Origin of the sequence: Dongia soli (assembly GCF_034044715.1) — a bacterium.
Classification (GTDB): domain Bacteria; phylum Pseudomonadota; class Alphaproteobacteria; order Dongiales; family Dongiaceae; genus Dongia_B; species Dongia_B soli.
This window is the reverse complement of record NZ_JAXCLW010000002.1, coordinates 991,121-1,008,260: the sequence shown is the minus strand read 5'-3', so window position 1 is coordinate 1,008,260 and position 17,140 is coordinate 991,121. Positions and strand designations below refer to the sequence as shown.

Sequence of the window (17,140 nt, the reverse complement as noted above, 5' to 3'; positions counted from 1 at the left end):
CGGTCAAGGGATGGCATTCGCACATAAGCAACGTACCGAACTCCACAATGTCGATCTGCGCCTGCTGAAGATCTTCCGCTCGGTGGTCGAACATGGTGGCTTCGCCGGCGCCCAGACCGAGATGAACGTCACCATGTCGGTGATCAGCGGCGCCATTGGCGCTTTGGAGACCCGGCTTGGCTATCGCCTATGCAATCGCGGCCGCGGCGGCTTTCGCCTGACTGAGGATGGCGCGCGGGTCTATGGCGCCCTCAGGCGGCTGAACACGGCGATCGACCAGTTTCATCGGGAGGCGACCCAGAGCGATCAGGCTTTTGGCGGGGTGCTGCGGATCGGCATGGTGGATGCCCTGGCGACCATCCAGCCCAGCGCCCTCATCACCGCTTTCGGCCGGTTGCGGGAAAGGGCGCCGAACGTCACGCTGACCTTGAAGATCGACACGCCCCAGGACCTCATTCATGCCCTGCATGAAGAGGTCTTCGATGTCGTCATCGTGCCGGTCTTCCGTCGCCTGATGGGGTTGCGGGTCACTCTCATCGAAGACGACAATTTGCAGATCATCCATTGCGGTGGCGGCCATCCCTTCTTCGGCAAGAGTGACCGCGAGATTACCTTCGACATGATCGCAGCCCAGCCTTTCGTCGCCCGGACGCATATGCAGGGGTGGACGCCGCCACGCGGCCTGCGCTTCAACGAACAGGCCTGGACCTCCGATATCGAGGCGATCGCAACCTTGGTCCTGTCCGGACAGTATCTCGGTTATCTGCCAGAAATCTATTCGCTGCCTTGGGTCGAACGCGGCCAGATGTGGCCGATGAAACGAGCGCAGCTTTCCTATCGCTCGCGGGTCTGCGCCGTCGCGCGCAAGACTTCGCCGTCGAAACTGGCGAACTTGTTCTGCGGCCTGATTGCCGACGCGAAAAAAAGCTAATCCGCCCTGGCGAGGGACGGGTGTTGCGCCTCGATTGTAGCGCCAAGCTGGTCGGCGATGCTGCGCAATTTCTCCAGCATGACGGACGAGCCGCGAAAACAGATGACGCGCAAGCCCTCGCACATGGCGGCATGGGCAAGATCGCCCCGGTCGCCGCAATCGAGCACGATAAGCGCCTTGCGATCAGGGAAGGCCGCCGTCACCTGGCGTTGCAATTCGGCAAACCAAAGGACGCCATGAATGCTGGCAGCATCGACCGGCGACCAGAAGCGCAGCCCGGTGTCGCTGGCTACCGACAGCCGTCCGGCGACGTCATCGAAGGTCTCGACCGTATAGGCGTTCATCGAAAGCGGTTTTCGTTTTGCGTTCATGTGGGCAGTCTAGCACAGAAAGACTGCGCCCGAGAAAGCCGGCCGGAACTTTTCCTCGCTGCGGTTGTTCGCGTGTCGGGCCGGGAACACGCGCAACCATGTAAGGAGGCTGTAATGGAAAAGCGTTCCGTTCTGAAACTCGCTATCGGCATTCCGGCGCTGCTGGCGGGGTTGGCCTGGGCGGAAGCCGCTCTGGCTGAACGGGAAGTCGTGACGATGCATGAAATCACCCCGGAAGCCATCGGAAAGCAACTTGGCACCATCACGCTCACCGATACCGATGACGGCTTGCAACTGGCCTTCCAGCTGAAGGGGTTGCCACCGGGGGAACATGGCATTCACGTGCATGAAAAGGGCTCCTGCGACCCCGCTTCTAAGGACGGGGGAATGCAAGCCGGGCTGGGCGCCGGCGGCCATTACGATCCCGCCCATAGCGGCCATCACCTCGGTCCGAACGGGCAGGGCCATCTCGGCGATCTCGAATTGATCAATGTCGATGTCAGCGGTATCGATAGCGAAATCACCACGGCGAAAAGATTACACCTTAGCGATATTCGCGGCCGCGCGATTATCATTCATGCCGGGGGCGATAATTACGCCGATCAACCGAAGCCTTTGGGCGGCGGCGGTGCACGCATCGCCTGCGGCATCATCAAATAGGTCTTTCAGGCAGTCAGCGGACCGCCTTTTTTCAGCACGCGGTTCAGAAAACGATCGTTGTCGATGACGGCGCGTTCATGAATGCCGCCACCGATGTCCTCCACATCATCGCGGCAGGAGACGCGGAAGCGCAGCTGCCGGTCACGGATTTCGATGAGTTCAACCTCCGCCGTCACGGTCATGCCGATCGGCGTCGCTGCTTTGTGCCGAACATCAACCAGAATGCCGACCGTGCGTTGATGAGGCAGGAGATAGGGCCGCAAAGCGGCGATACAGGTCCATTCGATGAAGCCGATCATATGCGCCGTAGCGAAGACCGGCGGCATCTCGACGTTGCTGTGATAAAGCGACGCCATGGCCGGAACGGTCAAGATATCTGTCACCGGCAAGGTGTCCCGATAGACCAATCCCGGCTGCAACTTTCCCAGACCCATTCCGACCTCCCTTGGCCTTTACCGTTCGCTATCCAGTGACGCCATACCGTGTTCCGGATAACGCGCACCAGCAACCGCTTCCGGCGGCACCGCCTTCTCGATGGCGGCGATGTCTTCCGCCGTCAGCTTGACCTCCAGCGCGCCGAGCGCTTCGGCCAACCGCTCGCGTCGCCGCGCACCCACCAGCGGGATGATATCCGACCCGCGCGACAAGGCCCAGGCGATGACGATCTGTGCGACGCTGACGCCCTTGGCCGTCGCCACCTGACGCAACGTATCGACCAAGGCGAGATTTCGGTCGATATTGGCCGGATCGAAACGCGGGCTGTGGCCGCGAAAATCATTGGCCTCGAGGCGTTGTGCCTTCGACCAGTGACCGCTGATCAGACCACGGCCCAGCACGCCATAGGCGGTGACCGCAATACCCAGTTCGCGGCAGGCCGGCAGGATCTTCTGTTCGATGCCGCGGGAGATCAGGGAATATTCGATCTGCAAATCGACGATCGGATGTTCCCGATGTGCGCGGCGGATCGTCTCAGCGCCCATTTCCGAGAGGCCGATATGCCGCACATAGCCGGCCTTGATGAGGTCGGCAATGGCGCCGATTGTTTCCTCGATCGGCACATTTGGATCAAGCCGCGCAGGGCGGTAGATATCGATATAATCCGTACCCAGTCGCTTCAGGCTATAGGCAACGAAATTCTTGACCGCGGCGGGACGGCAATCGAAGCCGAGCCAGGACCCGTCGGGCCCGCGCAGGGCGCCGAATTTGACGCTGATCTGCACCTGGTCGCGTCTGACGTTGCGCAGGCCTTCCTGCAACAGCAATTCGTTGTGGCCCATGGCATAGAAATCACCGGTATCAAGCAAGGTCATGCCGCGTTCGATCGCCATGGCCAGTGTGGCAAGGCTCTCCGTTCGGTCCGCCGGACCATAAAAATCCGACATGCCCATGCAACCAAGACCAAGCGGAAAAACTTGGGGGCCGCTGCTTCCCAATTGACGCGATGCCATGGCACGCTCCGTTCCTGTATCGACATGATCGGCGGAATAGCCGCCGGCTGATTCAATATGCGTTGCCGCTGTTCATCGCAAGCAAGGCTTTGTATCCTCACAAAGCGTATCCTCACAAGCGTATCTCGGCCAAGCGCATGCTCATGCCGCGTAGGCTCGCATGTGGTTCGGCGAACCGCTCCATCGGAAAGGTGGCTAATGCCGATATTTCTTGACCGGCATGATTTGCACGAGATGAGCGGCGCGGAAGTCGCCGAAGCTCACCGACGGGACCTGGATATTCAGGATGAATATGGCGTCCGTTTCCTGACCTATTGGTTCGATGAAGGACGCGGCCATGCCTTTTGCCTGATCGATGCGCCGGACATCGCAGCGGCCATGCGGGTACATAGGGAGTCCCATGGCAATATCGCTTCGCGCATGATCGAGGTTGATCTATCGGCGGTAGAGGCGTTTCTTGGCCGCATTACCGATCCGGTCGGCCCGGCAAAAGGCATGCAGGCGCCCGCGCCGGATTCCGCCTATCGGGCGGTCATGTTCACCGACATCGTTGACTCCGTCAGCCTTGCTGCCAAACTTGGCGACCGGCGCATGGTCGAACTGGTGCGCGCCCATGATGCGATGGTGCGCCGTGCTTTGACCGGGAACAGGGGGCGGGAGGTCAAGCATACCGGGGACGGCATCATGGCCTCCTTCGACGATGTGGCAGGCTCGGTCGCCTGTGCCCGCGCAATCTCCCAAGGCTTTGCTGCGTTTAATCGCGCCAGTCATGTCCCGCTGCATATCCGCATCGGCATTCATGCAGGCGAGCCGGTTCAGGACAGTAACGACCTGTTCGGCGCGACGGTGCAACTGGCTGCCAGGATCTGTGATGAGGCGCCTACGGACAGCATTGTCATTTCCGATGTCGTGCGCGCGGCGCTCGGCGCGGATAACGATGCTATTGCTCTTGGCAGTCGGCAGTTCAAAGGCTTTGATCAGCCGGTCGATCTGTTTGAAGTGCCGTGGCGAAAGTCAGGCTAGGATGTTCCCGCGCGCTCGTCGATCACACCAAGGACGGCAAACGGATAATAAGTATCCGGGCCGTTCTTCCCGCTCAGCGAGTGGATACGGGTGGCATCCGCAAAATGCGTGCCGCCCAGCATTTCGAAACAGGTCCCGTCCTTCCACCAGACGGAGCTTTTCAGGCAGAGCTGGCCGGACTTGTTGACCCGCCAGGTACCGTCGCCAACGATCTGCTGCCCGCCGATACCAGCGGCAACGCGGCGATTGTGGTGCAGGTCGATCCAGAATGGCCCCTCTTCATCGGTGATCTGGACCCGATGTCCGGCGACCTCCTGGCTGTTCAGGACGATGCGCTGGCTGGTATTCGCCGGCTTGGCGAATTGGCTTTCATAGCCGGCGGCCGGCGGAGCCTCCTCCGTGCTGAAGATCGCACAGCCGCTCAGCAAGACTGCTGACAAGATGATACTGGCGAGAAAATTGAGTGACATCGGGCGCCTGGTCATCGTCCCTGTTCTACTTGTAAGTAACCCATAATGCGCCGCAGAGTCGGTTAGAGAACGGAAACAAGCGCATAACTGTGTCAAGTCGCGACCTGCGCTGCCTGTTCCGTGATCCAGTTCTTGAAACCGTGCATCGCGGTCGTCATGCGCTTTGATCTCAGCCATGTGAGCCAGTATCCACCGACATTGCTCGCTACGGGAAAAGGTTGAACAAGGCGGCCTTCGCAAAGTTCCTGCGCGAACATGGAGACAGGCACGAGTGCGGCCCCCGCACCCTGCATGGCGGCTTCCGCCATCAGGCGTGACGAGTCGAAGATGGGACCACGAATGGCAGGCGGTTCGATGCCGGCAGCGGCGAACCAGCAGGGCCAGTCATCACTGCGGTAGGAGCGCAGCAATATCTCCCGCGCGAGATCGCCGGGTGTCTTCAAGCGCCGCGCCATGGTGGGCGTGCAGAGAACCGATAGAGGTGCATCGAGCAATTGCGCGGCTTGTATTCCCGGCCAGACACCGTCGCCGAAACGGATCGCGAAATCCAATCCTTCTCCGGCGAGATCGACGACATTGTTATGGGTCAGCAGGCGCAATTCGACGAAGGGATGAGCTTCGCGGAACGACTGCAAGCGCGACATCAGCCAGCCAACCGCGAAAGTGCCAACGGCGCTGACGGTCAGCACTTCCGTGACGTGTCCACTGTCGAATCGCTTGATGATGCTCTTGATCCGGTCGAAGGCATCCGACAACACGGGCAGGAGCGCCAGCCCCTCATCGGTCAGGGCGAGACCGCGCGGCAGGCGGCGGAACAATTGCGCACCAAGCTGCACCTCCAGCGCCCGGACCTGCTGGCTCACGGCGGCCTGGGTGACATGCAGTTCACGGGCAGCGCAGGTGAAGCTCAGATGCCGGGCGGAGGCCTCGAAGGCGCGCAGGGCATTGAGGGGAAGGTGAGGGGATGTCATGCCACGTAAAAGATTTTCTATTGCTTGCTGACAATTATGATCGTTTGTTGCTGACCGGGATAAGCTCGATAGTCGCCGTAGTTAACCCCGCTTGTTAAAGTAGGAGATGAAAATGGCAACAAGACGGCAATTCGGTGCGGCGCTGCTCGGCGGTGCCTTCCTGGGCGCTCCCGTGATCAGCCTGTTGGCATCTGCAAAAGCACGCGCAGATACGCTCGATCAGGCGCGGATGCAGGCGGAGTTCGCGAAAATCGAAGCCTTTAGCGGCGGCCGCCTTGGCGTGGCGATCCGCGATACCGCGACCGGCATAAGCGGCGGCCATCGGGAAAATGAGCGCTTCCCGATCTGCAGCACCTTCAAATTTCTCGCAGCCGCGGCAGTGCTGAAGCGTGTCGATCTGCATAAGGAAAAGTTGCAGCGCCGGATCGTCTTCAGCCAGAAGGATCTGGTGCATTACTCGCCGGTCACCGAGCAACGGACCGGCAGCGCGGGGATGAGCGTGGCGGAAATTTGCGATGCCGCCGTGACGATGAGCGACAATTCTGCCGGCAATCTGTTGCTGCGTACCTTAGGCGGCCCCTCCGGCATCACGCTGTTCACCCGCAGCCTCGGCGATAACATGACCCGCCTGGACCGATGGGAAACGGATTTAGGTGAAGCAGCGCCCGGGGATCCGCGCGACACGACGACGCCGGCCTCGATGGTCAATAATCTGCAGAAGCTGCTGTGCGAAAAGACGGTTCTATCGGATGCGTCGCAGGCGCAATTGCTGGCCTGGTTGGCCGGTTGCAAAACGGGAGATAACCGGCTGCGGGCGAAGCTGCCTAAGGATTGGCGGGTCGGCGATAAGACCGGATCGGGCAATCACGGCTCCGCCAATGACGTCGCCATCCTCATGCCGCCGGATCGCGCCCCGATTCTGGTTGCCGTCTATTTAACGCAGACCGACGCCCCGCCAGCGGACCGCGATGCGGCTATAGCCGAGGTCGGTCATCTGATCGCCTCGGCTATAGCTGCTTAGGAGGTATTAGCCCAACTTCGCCATGGCGACCGCGGTGTCGCTCATGCGGTTGGAGAACCCCCATTCATTGTCGTACCAGGAGAGGACGCGCACGAAGGTGCCGTCGATCACCTGGGTCTGGGACAGGTCGAAGGTCGAGCTGTGCGGGTTGTGATTGAAGTCGCTGGAGACCAGCGGCTGATCATTGATACCGAGAATACCCTTCAGCGGACCTTCGGCCGCCTTGATGATCGCGGCATTGACCTTGTCCTTGGTCGTCGCCTTCTTGGCCACGAACTTGAAGTCGACCACCGAGACATTCGGGGTCGGGACGCGGATCGAGGTGCCGTCCAGCTTGCCGGCCAGCTCGGGGAGCACCAGGCCGACGGCCTTGGCGGCGCCGGTGGTGGTCGGGATCATATTCAAGGCGGCGGCGCGGGCGCGATACAGATCCTTGTGCATCGTGTCCAGCGTCGGCTGGTCGCCGGTATAGGAATGGATCGTCGTCATGAAGCCGTGCTCGATGCCGATCGCCTTGTGCAGCACCGCCGCGACGGGGGCGAGGCAGTTGGTGGTGCAGGAGGCGTTGGAAACGATCTTATGCGTCTTCTTCAGCTTCGCATGGTTGATGCCGTAGACGACGGTCAGGTCGGCATTGCTGGCCGGGGCGGAGATCAGCACCTTCTTGGCGCCCGCTTCGAGGTGTTTCCCAGCCTTTTCCTTATCGGTGAAGAGGCCGGTGCATTCCATGACGATGTCGATGCCGTGCTTTTCCCAGGGCAGCTTGGACGGTTCGCGCTCGGCGCTGACGCTGATCCAGCCCTGGCCGACATCCATGGCATTGTCCTTGGTCTTCACCTTGCCATTATAGGCACCGTGAATGGTGTCGTAACGGAAGAGATGAGCGTTGGTCTCGACCGGACCGAGATCGTTGATCGCCACGACCTGCACATCCTTGCGGCCGCTTTCCATGATGCCGCGCAGAACCAGACGACCAATACGTCCGAAGCCGTTGATCGCAACCTTCACTGCCATTTTTTCTTTCCTCTCTCTTTTTCGCGCGAGTTGTCCGAGCCGCAATCCCTTAGAGACGGGACTTGGCCGCCGCGACCGCGGCTTCGGCGGTGATGCCGAATTGCTTGTAAAGTTCGGGGGCGGGAGCAGAAGCGCCGAAGCTCTTCATGCCGACGAAGACGCCCTTTTCGCCGAGATACTTCTCCCAGCCGAAACCGCCGGCGGCTTCGATGGCGACGCGAACGCCGTCACCGAGCACATCCTTGCGATAGCTTTCCGGCTGCTGATCGAAGAGTTCCCAGCAGGGCAGTGAGACGACAGTCGTGCCGATGCCTTCCGCCTGCAGCTTCTCGCGGGCGGCGACGGCGATTTCCACCTCGGAGCCGCTGGCGATCAGCGTCACCTTGCGCGCGCCTTCTGCCGGCCGGATCACATAGCCGCCACGGGCGCAGTGATTGGCGACGGCGGCATCGGCCCGCAGCAGCGGCAGGTTCTGGCGGGTCAAGGCCAGGACCGAAGGCTGATCCTTGGTGCTCAGTGCCAATGCCCAGCATTCCGCCGTTTCCATCGTGTCGCAGGGACGGAAGACCAGCAGATTCGGAATGGCGCGCAAGGCGGCCAGGTGCTCCACCGGCTGGTGCGTCGGGCCGTCTTCGCCAAGGCCAATGGAATCATGCGTCATCACATAGATCACGCGCTGATGCATCAGGGCCGAAAGGCGGATCGCCGGCCGGCAATAATCGGTGAAGACCAGGAAGGTGCCGCCGAAGGGGATCACGCCGCCATGCAAGGCGAGGCCGTTCATCGCCGCCGCCATGCCATGTTCGCGGATGCCGTAATAGACGTAGTTGCCGGCATAATTGCCGGGCTTCACCGGCGCCGCGGTCTTGGCCTTGGTGTTGTTGGAGCCGGTGAGATCGGCCGAACCGCCGACGAGTTCCGGCATCACCGGCACCAGGGCCTCGATCACACGCTGGGACGAAACGCGGGTGGCGATCTTCGGCGCTTCGGCAGCGATCGCGCTCTTCAGCTTGCTGACCGTCTCGGCGAAATTCGCCGGCAAGTCGCCCGCCATCACGCGGTCGAATTCCGCATGATTCTTGTCGGCGTCGTGGCGCTTGGTCCAGGCGGCAAAATCGGCGGCACCCCGGGCGCCAGCCTGACGCCAGGCATCCTGGATCTCGGCCGGGATCACGAAGGGCTCATGGTTCCAACCCAGCGCTTGCCGGGTGGCGGCCACTTCGTCTTTGCCGAGCGCCGCGCCATGGGTGGCGGCGGTGCCCTGTTTATTCGGCGCGCCATAGCCGATGATCGTCTTGCAGGCGATCAGGGTGGGGCGGTCATTCTTCTGGGCGGCCGCGATCGCCTTGGCAACGGCCTCGGGATTGTGGCCATCGACCTTGTCGGTGGCCCAGCCGCTGGCCTTGAAGCGGGCGATATGGTCGTCCGAGGTCGAAAGATCGGTCGAGCCATCGATGGTGATGCTGTTATCGTCCCACAGAACGATCAGCTTGCTGAGCTTCAGATGGCCGGCCAGCGAGATCGCTTCCTGGCTGATGCCTTCCATCAGGCAGCCGTCGCCGGCGATGACATAAGTGTAATGATTGACCAGATCGTTGCCGAAACGGGCATTCAGGATGCGTTCGGCGAGGGCGAAACCCACCGAATTGGCGATGCCCTGGCCCAGCGGGCCGGTTGTGGTTTCGATGCCGGTGGCATGACCGTATTCCGGATGGCCGGCGGTCTTGCTGCCCCATTGCCGGAAGTTCTTCAGCTCATCCAGCGTCATATCGGCATAGCCGGTCAGATGCAGCAGCGAATAAAGCAGCATGGAGCCGTGGCCGGCCGAGAGGATGAAGCGGTCGCGATCCGGCCACTTCGGGTGCTTGGGGTCGAATTTCAGAAACTGGGTGAAAAGCACCGTGGCGACATCGGCCATGCCCATCGGCATGCCCGGATGGCCGGAATTGGCCTTCTCGACGGCATCCATGCTCAAAGCACGGATGGCATTGGCCATATCGCGCGGGGTTACAGTCCGGGGCGAGCTGGCTTTGTCGGCAGCGTCCATTGCGAGTCCTTGAAATTGCAGGCAGCATTGTCAATTCGGTGCGGAACATGCCGCCTGCCCCCGCTTTGGTCAACCACCGAATCCGTCATATCACCCCATATTATCCCCAGTTATCGCCTAATGCGGAGATAACGCCGGATAGGACCGGAATACGTCGAAAGGGGCTTGTAAATTTAGTGTGTTTTGAAGCGGATGCGTGCCCTTGTTGACGCGACGCTGCACTCCCGCTTTAATCTTGGACTCGCTCTGCATGCCGCAATCGGCAATCCGCGTCGAATAAGCTTCAACGGGCAGGCCGGGCGGGGAACAAAAAGGCAAGGCATGTCAAAACTGGAAATGGCGATCAGTCGACTGGATGCTGCCATGGCGCGGCTGGACGCGGCTGTGGAAGAAAGCGTGCAGCGGGGCGTTCAAGACCGGGATGTGCTCTCCGATGAACTGGCGGTCCTGCGCCAGACCTATGCCTTGTTGCAGCAGGAAGCGCGCATGGTCTCCGATCGTCTCGATAATGTGATCGGCCGACTGCACGACGTCACCAAAGACAGCCAGTAAGCGTTTCAGCGCAGCGGGATATTAGAGGCCAACCATGCCAACAGTGACGGTCTTCCTCAACGGACGCAATTACGACGTGGCCTGTGGCCCCGGCGAAGAGGCGCGGGTCCAGGAAGTGGCCGGGCGCTTACGCGAGCGCATGGAAGGCCTGGCGAAGTCCTTAGGATCGGTCCAGGAAAACCTGCTGTTTGCGGTGACGTCCCTGCTGCTGGCGGATGAGCTGGAGCAGCGCGAACGCGAGGTGGTCGAACTCCAGGCGGTCGGCCCGACCGAGCGCGAGGCAGCGATGGTCGATGTGTTGGAAAATCTCGCTGCGCAAATTGAAGCTATTGCCGCGCGGCTCGAGGCAGCTTAAATCTATCTCGGGCGGAGAGCTGCAGGGTGCGATCGGCCATAGCAATCCCTGGGGCCAATAAGGACCTCTAGGGAGCTGTCCCTGCCGGGACCGTGGTCTCGGTAAACGGCGCCCACCTGCTTTAGCAGGCCACAGAGGATCTCTGAGCCACCGGCCCAGGCGGCGCCGCCCACCTTCCATCTTTCCGCGGGTTTCGTTGGAAGAAGGAAGACGATCATGGGGGATTTCCCGGCAATCGAATTTGCAAAGGGCGAGCATCCGCATCGCTTGCTCCTGGGCCTGGGCAATCGCCACGGCCTGATCGCCGGCGCGACCGGTACCGGCAAAACGGTCTCCCTGAAAGTCCTCGCCGAAGGCTTCTCCCGCGCCGGGGTGCCGGTCTTCGTGGCCGATGTCAAAGGCGATCTTGCCGGTCTCGCCCAGCCGGGAACACCCGATCCCAAACTGGCCGACCGCGCCAAGCAGCTTGGCCTTTGCGAGCTGGCTTTCGCCCCTTGCCCGACCGTCTTTTGGGATCTCTATGGCCAGCAAGGCTATCCGATCCGCACCGCCATCGCCGAAATGGGGCCGCTGCTGCTTTCGCGGCTCTTGCAGCTGAACGAAACTCAGGAAGGGGTCCTCAATATCGCTTTCAAGGCGGCGGATGAGGAAGGCCTGCTGCTGCTGGATCTCAAGGACCTGCAGGCGTTGCTTGCCTTCATGGCGGAGAACGCCGCGCAGTTCAGCGGCACCTATGGCAATGTCTCGAAGGCCTCGGTCGGCGCCATCCAGCGGCAGTTGCTGGTTTTGGAACAGCAGGGCGGCGAGGATTTCTTCGGCGAGCCGGCGCTGGATTTGCACGATTTTCTACGCACCACCTCGGATGGCCGCGGTGTCGTCAATATCCTGGCGGCCGACAAGCTGATCCAGTCGCCGCGACTTTATGCCACTTTCCTGCTGTGGATGCTGTCGGAGCTGTTCGAAGCCCTGCCGGAGGTCGGCGATCCGGAAAAGCCGCGCCTCGTGTTCTTTTTCGATGAGGCCCATCTGCTGTTCGACGATGCGCCGAAGGCCCTGACCGAGAAGGTGGAGCAGGTCGTCCGGCTGATCCGCTCGAAAGGCGTTGGTGTCTATTTCGTCACGCAAAACCCGATCGATGTGCCCGACCGCGTGCTGGGCCAGCTGGGGCATCGCATACAGCACGCCTTGCGCGCTTTCACGCCGCGTGACCAGAAAGCGCTAAAGGCCTGTGCCGATACCTTCCGTTCGGATAAGGGCTTCGATGTTGTCCGTGCCCTGCAGGAATTGGGTGTCGGCGAAGCGCTAGTGTCAGTGCTGGACGAGAAGGGCATCCCGGAAGTGGTCGAGCGCGCCTTCATTTATCCGCCGGTCTCGCGCATGGGACCGATCACGCCCGAGGAGCGCAAAGCCGCGATTGCCGCCGGCGGGCTGGCGCTCAAATACGCCACCACCGTCGATCGGGAGTCGGCCTATGAAAAGCTGACGGCCCGCGCGGCCGAACGCCAGGCCGGCGGCGAGCAGCCAAAAGCCGAAAAGACGGCGAGCCGGGGCCGGTCTCGCGACAATTTCGGTGAATCGGTCTTCAAAAGTGTCGCGCGCAGCACCGGCAGTTCTCTCGGCACCCAGATCGGCCGCAGCGTGGCCAAGAGCCTCGGCGGCTCGGGCGCGGTAGCGACTGTCGGTGGGTCGATCGGGCGGGCGGTGATCCGAGGGATCCTCGGTTCCATCCTTGGTGAGAGATAGTTGACTTAGTCAATTAAATGGTTGATCTTTTCCAGGGGAGGAGATCGCCATGTCTGAATTGGATTTTGACCAGCGGATCGCGGCCATTCGCCGCTTCAATCGCTTCTATACGAAGCAGATCGGCCTGTTGCAGGAAGGTTTGCTCAAATCGCCTTTCTCCCTGACCGAGAGCCGGGTGCTCTATGAATTGGCCAACCGACCACAGCCAACGGCCACGGAGCTGGGGCGGGAATTGGGCCTGGATCCCGGTTATCTCAGTCGTATCCTGCGCAAATTCGAACAGGAGGGGTTGGTCGAGCGGCAGCCGAGCCCTGACGATGCCCGTCAGAGCCTGTTGCTGCTGACCTCTGCGGGCCGCGAGAGCTTTGCCCCGCTGGATGAAGGGTCGCGTGGCGAGGTCGGCGATCTGCTGGCCCGGTTGCCGGTCGGCGAGCAGCGCCGGCTCATCGCCGCGATGAGCACGATCACCGCCTTGCTGTCGGACCGGCCCAAGGATGTGCCAGTTTCGTACCTTTTGCGGCCCCACCGGCCGGGTGACATGGGCTGGATCGTGCATCGCCAGGCAGTGCTCTATGCTGAGGAATATGGCTGGGATGAAGAATTCGAGGCACTGATTGCCGAAATCACCGCCAAGTTCATCCAGAACTTCAACCCCAAACGCGAGCGCTGCTGGATCGCCGAGCGGGACGGCGAAGTGGTGGGGTCTATTCTCCTGGTCCGCGAAAGCGATGAGGTCGCCAAGCTACGATTGCTTTACGTGGAGCCGAAGGCGCGGGGGCTCGGCATCGGCCGCCGCCTGATCCGTGAATGTCTGGACTTCGCGCGGCAGTGCCGCTACCGAAAAGTCAGTTTGTGGACCAATGATATATTGGATGCAGCTCGCCATCTTTATGAAGAGGCGGGCTTCCATCTCGTGAACCAGGAGCGGCATCATAGCTTTGGTCATGACCTTGTCGGGCAGAACTGGGAGCTGGTATTCTCGGCTTGATCTCACCCGTCGATGTCGTTCTTGGACGTGCCCTTGCGGCCGCCCTGGGCTTCTCTGCCCTGATCTTCCCGGATTCGAATATTCTGGACCAAGCCCATGGAAAGCCAGGAAATTACCGACCTGAAATCGGCCTTGCGCGACGTCGCGTCGAAACGCCGCGAATGGGCCTTCGCCCTGAACCCGGAAGCCGGCCATGACTTGGCCGAGCAATTCATGCATGCCATCGCGATCTCGCCGGGACTGGCCGTTTCCGGTTATTGGCCATTGGAGGGCGAGCTGGATGTGCGGCCCTTGCTTCAAAAGCTACGCAGTTTCGGGCATCGGATTGGCCTGCCGATCGTCGTCAAGCGCGGCGAACCGCTGGTTTTCCGCGAATGGCGGGACCACGATGATATGGTGGAGGGCAAGTTCAAGGTGATGACACCGCCGGATCATGCGCCGGAAGTCATTCCGGAGGTCCTGCTGGTGCCACTGCTGGCTTTCGATCCTAACGGCTACCGCCTGGGTTATGGCGGGGGCTTTTACGACCGGACCTTGGATAAGCTGCGTCACCGCGCCCAGCTCAATGGACATCGGCTGCCTCTCGCAGTGGGGGTCGCCTATGCGGCACAAGAGGTTCCCGATGTGCCGCGCGGGCCTTATGATCAGCCTTTGGACTGGATCGTGACCGAGCGATCCGTCTTCAAGTTTAGCTAGAGCAGTAAAGACCAGATCGATGAATTTATTGTTTTGTGGTGATTTGGTCGGCCGGGCCGGCAGAGATGTGGTGGTGGAGCGCCTGCCGGGGCTGCGCCGCGACTTGGCGCTGGATTTCGTCATCGCCAATGGCGAGAACGCGGCCGGCGGCTTCGGCATTACCCAGAAGATTTGCCAGGAGCTCTATCAGGCTGGGGTCGATTGCATCACCACCGGCAATCATGTCTGGGATCAGAAGGAGACGATGGCCTTTATCGCCGGCGATCCGAAGCTGCTGCGTCCGGCCAACTTTCCCGAGGGCACGCCGGGCAAGGGGGCGGCGCAGTATCAGACCCAGCGCGGTAAGAAGGTCGTCGTCATCAATCTGATGGGGCGCCTGTTCATGGACCCGCTCGATGATCCATTCCACCAGATCGAAGAATTGCTCTCGACCTATCGCTTGGGCGGCAATGCCGACGCCATCGTCCTGGACTTCCACGGCGAAGCGACCAGCGAGAAGATGGCGATGGGCCATCTGGTCGATGGCCGGGTCAGCCTGACCGTCGGCACCCATACCCATGTGCCAACTGCCGACCACCAGATCCTGCCCAAGGGATCCGCCTACCAATCGGATGCCGGCATGTGCGGCGACTATGACTCGGTCATCGGCATGGAAAAGACGACGCCGATCGCCCGCTTTACCAAGAAGCTGCCGACCGAACGGCTTTCCGCTGCGACCGGCCCCGGCACGCTTTGCGGCATCTTCGTCGAAACCGACGATCGCACCGGTCTCGCCAAACGCGTCGAGCCGGTTCGGGTCGGCGGCCGCCTCAGCCAGACCATGCCGCAAGTCCAGGCGGCAGCCAAGCTGGCCACCGCCTGATCGCGTCATCACGCGCTGCGGATACGCGCAGGAAGGTCGTGACATCGGCCTTCAATACTTCTGCCTGCTTGGAGAGGATCTTGCGGCGCTCAGCCTCTGTGATGAGGCCGCATCGGTTTCGCGGGCGGCTTCGCTGACGCCGGTAACATTGGCGGCGACGTCCTGAGGGCACTGCTTGTTCTGCATACCGGCGTATGCAGTGCCGAGCTTATGTCAGGAAAATTAAGCCCGAATTAATCGAGATTATCTGTCACATTTTAAAAAGCGAAGCGCACAATTTGAACGATATGCGGCGCTATTTGATGTCGCACATTTCGGCAACCACCGCCTCGATCAACCCCTTTTCCAGCCGGCTCGGCGTTTCGTTGCGGCCGCGCAGGACATGCACGACCGGTGAGAAGCGGGGGAGATCGCCATGAATCTCCACGATACCGGGTGCCAGGTTGCGTCGGCCGAGCAACGCGATGCCAAGGCCGTGCCGCACCCCGGCACGCACGCCTTCGCTGCTCGGGCATTCCAGGATGACATTCAACGACCGCCCTTGCTCGGCAAGGCGGCGTTGCGCGGCCTGCCGATAGAAGCAGTTCTGGTCGAACGAGACGAAGGGAATGCTCTGCTCCGGCAGGATCGGATGATCTTCCCCCTGTACCCAGCAGAGATCCTCGCGCCATAATTCCTGGTCGCCGTCCTCCATCTCGTCTTCAAAGGTCTGCAGGATGGCGAGATCGACCTCGCCGGATTTCAGCCAGTGCTGCAGCATCAGGCTCTGGCCCACCTTGATGCTCAGCGAAACCTGGGGATGCAGGCGCTTGAAGCGCCCCAGCACGGCGGCGAACTTTTTACCGGTTGCGTCTTCAGTGGAACCGAGCCGGACCTGGCCGGCGAGATCGGAAGACCGGAAATGCTCGGCCGCCTCGTCATGCAGGCTGACCAGCCGGTCGGCATAAGAGAGCAGGTTCCGGCCATCTGCCGTCGGGCCGAGACCGCCTGAACCCTTGATCAGCAACGGCCGGCCGATGCGCTCTTCCAGCCGCGCCAGTTTATGGCTGACGGCGGATTGCGTGAGATTGAGCTTCTGGGCGGCCCGGGTGATGCCACCCAGTTCCACCACCGTCTTGAAGGTCCGTAAGGAATCGATATCGAGACGCATTCCACCCAACATGACAGAAATCGATGATTTCCATGAAATCATATCAGTTCCGTCATGTCCAATCCCGGTTTACGACGAGCTATTCAATCGTCAGCCAAGCGAGGCATTAATGGCACTGCGCGATTTCGAGATCCTCACCTTCGATGTTGTCGGCACGCTGATCGATTTCGAGACCGGGATGCTCGACTACCTCCGTCCCATTGCGCGTCAGGCGGGTCTGCACATCGATGACGACCGGCTGCTCGGACATTATGCGACAGCGGAAGACGAGCAACACCGGCTGACACCCGGTGAAGCTTTCCCGCAGATGATGGCGCCGGCCTATCGCCGGATGGCGAAAGAGCTGGGGCTCCCCGTCAGCGACGACCTCGCCGAAGGTTTCCGGCTTTCCATTCCATCCTGGCCGGCCTTTCCGGATTCCGCCGACGCCTTGCAGCGTTTGAAGAAGCGCTTCCGATTGGTGGCGATGACCAATTCCGACAATTGGGCGCTTGGTCATTTTGCCCAGCGCCTCGGCAATCCCTTTGACGATACGGTCACCGCCGAAGATGTGGGCCTCAACAAGCCGGACCCGCAATTCTTCGCCTATGCTCGCGGCCGGCAAAGCGTTCACGGTTATAAGCTCGGCGATTATCTGCATGTGGCGCAAAGCCAGTACCACGATATTGGTATCGCCAAGGCACTCGGCTATTGCACCTGCTGGATCGAGCGGCGCCAGGGCAAGGCCGGGTTCGGCGGTACGCCGGAACCGCAGGATGTGACGAAGCCTGACTACCATTTCAGCAAGCTGCTCGAATTGGCCGATGCCGTCGATGCCGGGCGTTGAAGCGAGAGGGAG

Annotated in this window: 19 protein-coding genes and 1 other RNA gene; 12 read left to right on the top strand and 8 right to left on the bottom strand. The window is 61.2% G+C overall.

Annotation, left to right across the window (positions count from 1 at the left end; all coding sequences use genetic code 11):
* Positions 1 to 10 precede the first annotated feature (10 nt).
* Entirely contained in the window at positions 11 to 931 is a 921-nt protein-coding gene (locus SMD27_RS11205) for a LysR family transcriptional regulator (RefSeq protein WP_320508448.1), read from the top strand.
* Here SMD27_RS11205 and SMD27_RS11200 read toward each other — a convergent pair.
* Positions 928 to 1,302, bottom strand: a complete 375-nt coding sequence (locus SMD27_RS11200; RefSeq protein WP_320508447.1) for a hypothetical protein — start codon at positions 1,300 to 1,302, stop codon at positions 928 to 930. The two genes, SMD27_RS11205 and SMD27_RS11200, sit on opposite strands and share 4 nt — an antisense overlap.
* Before the next feature lie 114 nt (positions 1,303 to 1,416).
* Here SMD27_RS11200 and sodC point away from each other — a divergent pair, with 114 nt between their 5' ends.
* Positions 1,417 to 1,962, top strand: coding sequence for a superoxide dismutase [Cu-Zn] SodC (gene sodC / locus SMD27_RS11195; protein ID WP_320508446.1), 546 nt, complete (start codon positions 1,417 to 1,419; stop codon positions 1,960 to 1,962).
* Positions 1,963 to 1,967: 5 nt separating this feature from the next.
* On the opposite strand, the gene SMD27_RS11190 is transcribed toward sodC, so the two are convergent.
* The gene (locus tag SMD27_RS11190; protein WP_320508445.1) at positions 1,968 to 2,396 is read right to left on the bottom strand and encodes a thioesterase family protein; all 429 of its coding nucleotides are present in this window, start codon (positions 2,394 to 2,396) and stop codon (positions 1,968 to 1,970) included.
* Between the two features lie 18 nt (positions 2,397 to 2,414).
* Positions 2,415 to 3,410, bottom strand: a complete 996-nt coding sequence (locus SMD27_RS11185) for an aldo/keto reductase (RefSeq protein WP_320508444.1) — start codon at positions 3,408 to 3,410, stop codon at positions 2,415 to 2,417.
* A 198-nt stretch (positions 3,411 to 3,608) separates the two neighbouring features.
* On the opposite strand from SMD27_RS11185, the gene SMD27_RS11180 reads away from it, so the two are divergent.
* Positions 3,609 to 4,433 (top strand): nickel-binding protein, encoded by an 825-nt coding sequence (locus SMD27_RS11180; protein ID WP_320508443.1) that lies wholly within the window; start codon positions 3,609 to 3,611, stop codon positions 4,431 to 4,433.
* Here the strand turns inward: SMD27_RS11180 and SMD27_RS11175 are convergent.
* Together SMD27_RS11175 and SMD27_RS11170 are read right to left on the bottom strand one after the other, a co-directional pair.
* Positions 4,430 to 4,903, bottom strand: coding sequence for a DUF995 domain-containing protein (locus tag SMD27_RS11175; RefSeq protein WP_320508442.1), 474 nt, complete (start codon positions 4,901 to 4,903; stop codon positions 4,430 to 4,432). The genes SMD27_RS11180 and SMD27_RS11175 overlap by 4 nt on opposite strands.
* A gap of 92 nt (positions 4,904 to 4,995) precedes the next feature.
* Positions 4,996 to 5,874 (bottom strand): LysR family transcriptional regulator, encoded by an 879-nt coding sequence (locus SMD27_RS11170; protein WP_320508441.1) that lies wholly within the window; start codon positions 5,872 to 5,874, stop codon positions 4,996 to 4,998.
* Between the two features lie 112 nt (positions 5,875 to 5,986).
* Between SMD27_RS11170 and bla the strand changes: the two genes are divergently transcribed.
* Entirely contained in the window at positions 5,987 to 6,895 is a 909-nt protein-coding gene (gene bla, locus SMD27_RS11165) for a class A beta-lactamase (RefSeq protein ID WP_320508440.1), read from the top strand.
* Positions 6,896 to 6,901: 6 nt separating this feature from the next.
* Here bla and gap read toward each other — a convergent pair whose 3' ends face one another.
* Together gap and tkt are read right to left on the bottom strand one after the other, a co-directional pair.
* Positions 6,902 to 7,909, bottom strand: a complete 1,008-nt coding sequence (gene gap / locus SMD27_RS11160) for a type I glyceraldehyde-3-phosphate dehydrogenase (protein WP_320508439.1) — start codon at positions 7,907 to 7,909, stop codon at positions 6,902 to 6,904.
* A gap of 49 nt (positions 7,910 to 7,958) precedes the next feature.
* Positions 7,959 to 9,956 carry a transketolase gene (gene tkt, locus SMD27_RS11155; protein WP_320508438.1) on the bottom strand — a complete coding sequence of 666 codons (1,998 nt, stop codon included), beginning with the start codon at positions 9,954 to 9,956 and terminating at the stop codon, positions 7,959 to 7,961.
* A gap of 321 nt (positions 9,957 to 10,277) precedes the next feature.
* On the opposite strand from tkt, the gene SMD27_RS11150 reads away from it, so the two are divergent.
* The 7 genes from SMD27_RS11150 to SMD27_RS11120 all read left to right on the top strand — a co-directional run bounded on the left by SMD27_RS11150 (position 10,278) and on the right by SMD27_RS11120 (position 15,152).
* Positions 10,278 to 10,508 (top strand): hypothetical protein, encoded by a 231-nt coding sequence (locus tag SMD27_RS11150; protein ID WP_320508437.1) that lies wholly within the window; start codon positions 10,278 to 10,280, stop codon positions 10,506 to 10,508.
* 34 nt (positions 10,509 to 10,542) lie between these two features.
* Entirely contained in the window at positions 10,543 to 10,863 is a 321-nt protein-coding gene (locus SMD27_RS11145) for a cell division protein ZapA (RefSeq protein WP_320508436.1), read from the top strand.
* A gap of 13 nt (positions 10,864 to 10,876) precedes the next feature.
* Positions 10,877 to 11,033: non-coding RNA, 6S RNA (gene ssrS, locus SMD27_RS11140), on the top strand.
* Between the two features lie 46 nt (positions 11,034 to 11,079).
* A complete protein-coding gene (locus SMD27_RS11135; protein WP_320508435.1) occupies positions 11,080 to 12,606 on the top strand; it encodes a helicase HerA-like domain-containing protein in 1,527 nt (508 codons plus the stop codon).
* A 49-nt stretch (positions 12,607 to 12,655) separates the two neighbouring features.
* Entirely contained in the window at positions 12,656 to 13,594 is a 939-nt protein-coding gene (locus SMD27_RS11130; protein WP_320508434.1) for a bifunctional helix-turn-helix transcriptional regulator/GNAT family N-acetyltransferase, read from the top strand.
* Positions 13,595 to 13,690: 96 nt separating this feature from the next.
* On the top strand, positions 13,691 to 14,290 hold the full coding sequence (locus tag SMD27_RS11125; RefSeq protein ID WP_320508433.1) for a 5-formyltetrahydrofolate cyclo-ligase: 600 nt from the start codon (positions 13,691 to 13,693) through the stop codon (positions 14,288 to 14,290).
* Positions 14,291 to 14,309: 19 nt separating this feature from the next.
* Entirely contained in the window at positions 14,310 to 15,152 is an 843-nt protein-coding gene (locus tag SMD27_RS11120; RefSeq protein WP_320508432.1) for a TIGR00282 family metallophosphoesterase, read from the top strand.
* Positions 15,153 to 15,447: 295 nt separating this feature from the next.
* Here SMD27_RS11120 and SMD27_RS11115 read toward each other — a convergent pair whose 3' ends face one another.
* Positions 15,448 to 16,314, bottom strand: a complete 867-nt coding sequence (locus tag SMD27_RS11115) for a LysR family transcriptional regulator (protein ID WP_320508431.1) — start codon at positions 16,312 to 16,314, stop codon at positions 15,448 to 15,450.
* A 97-nt stretch (positions 16,315 to 16,411) separates the two neighbouring features.
* Here SMD27_RS11115 and SMD27_RS11110 point away from each other — a divergent pair, with 97 nt between their 5' ends.
* Positions 16,412 to 17,128: an HAD-IA family hydrolase gene (locus tag SMD27_RS11110; RefSeq protein WP_320508430.1), complete on the top strand. Its 717-nt coding sequence runs from the start codon at positions 16,412 to 16,414 to the stop codon at positions 17,126 to 17,128.
* Positions 17,129 to 17,140 lie beyond the last annotated feature (12 nt).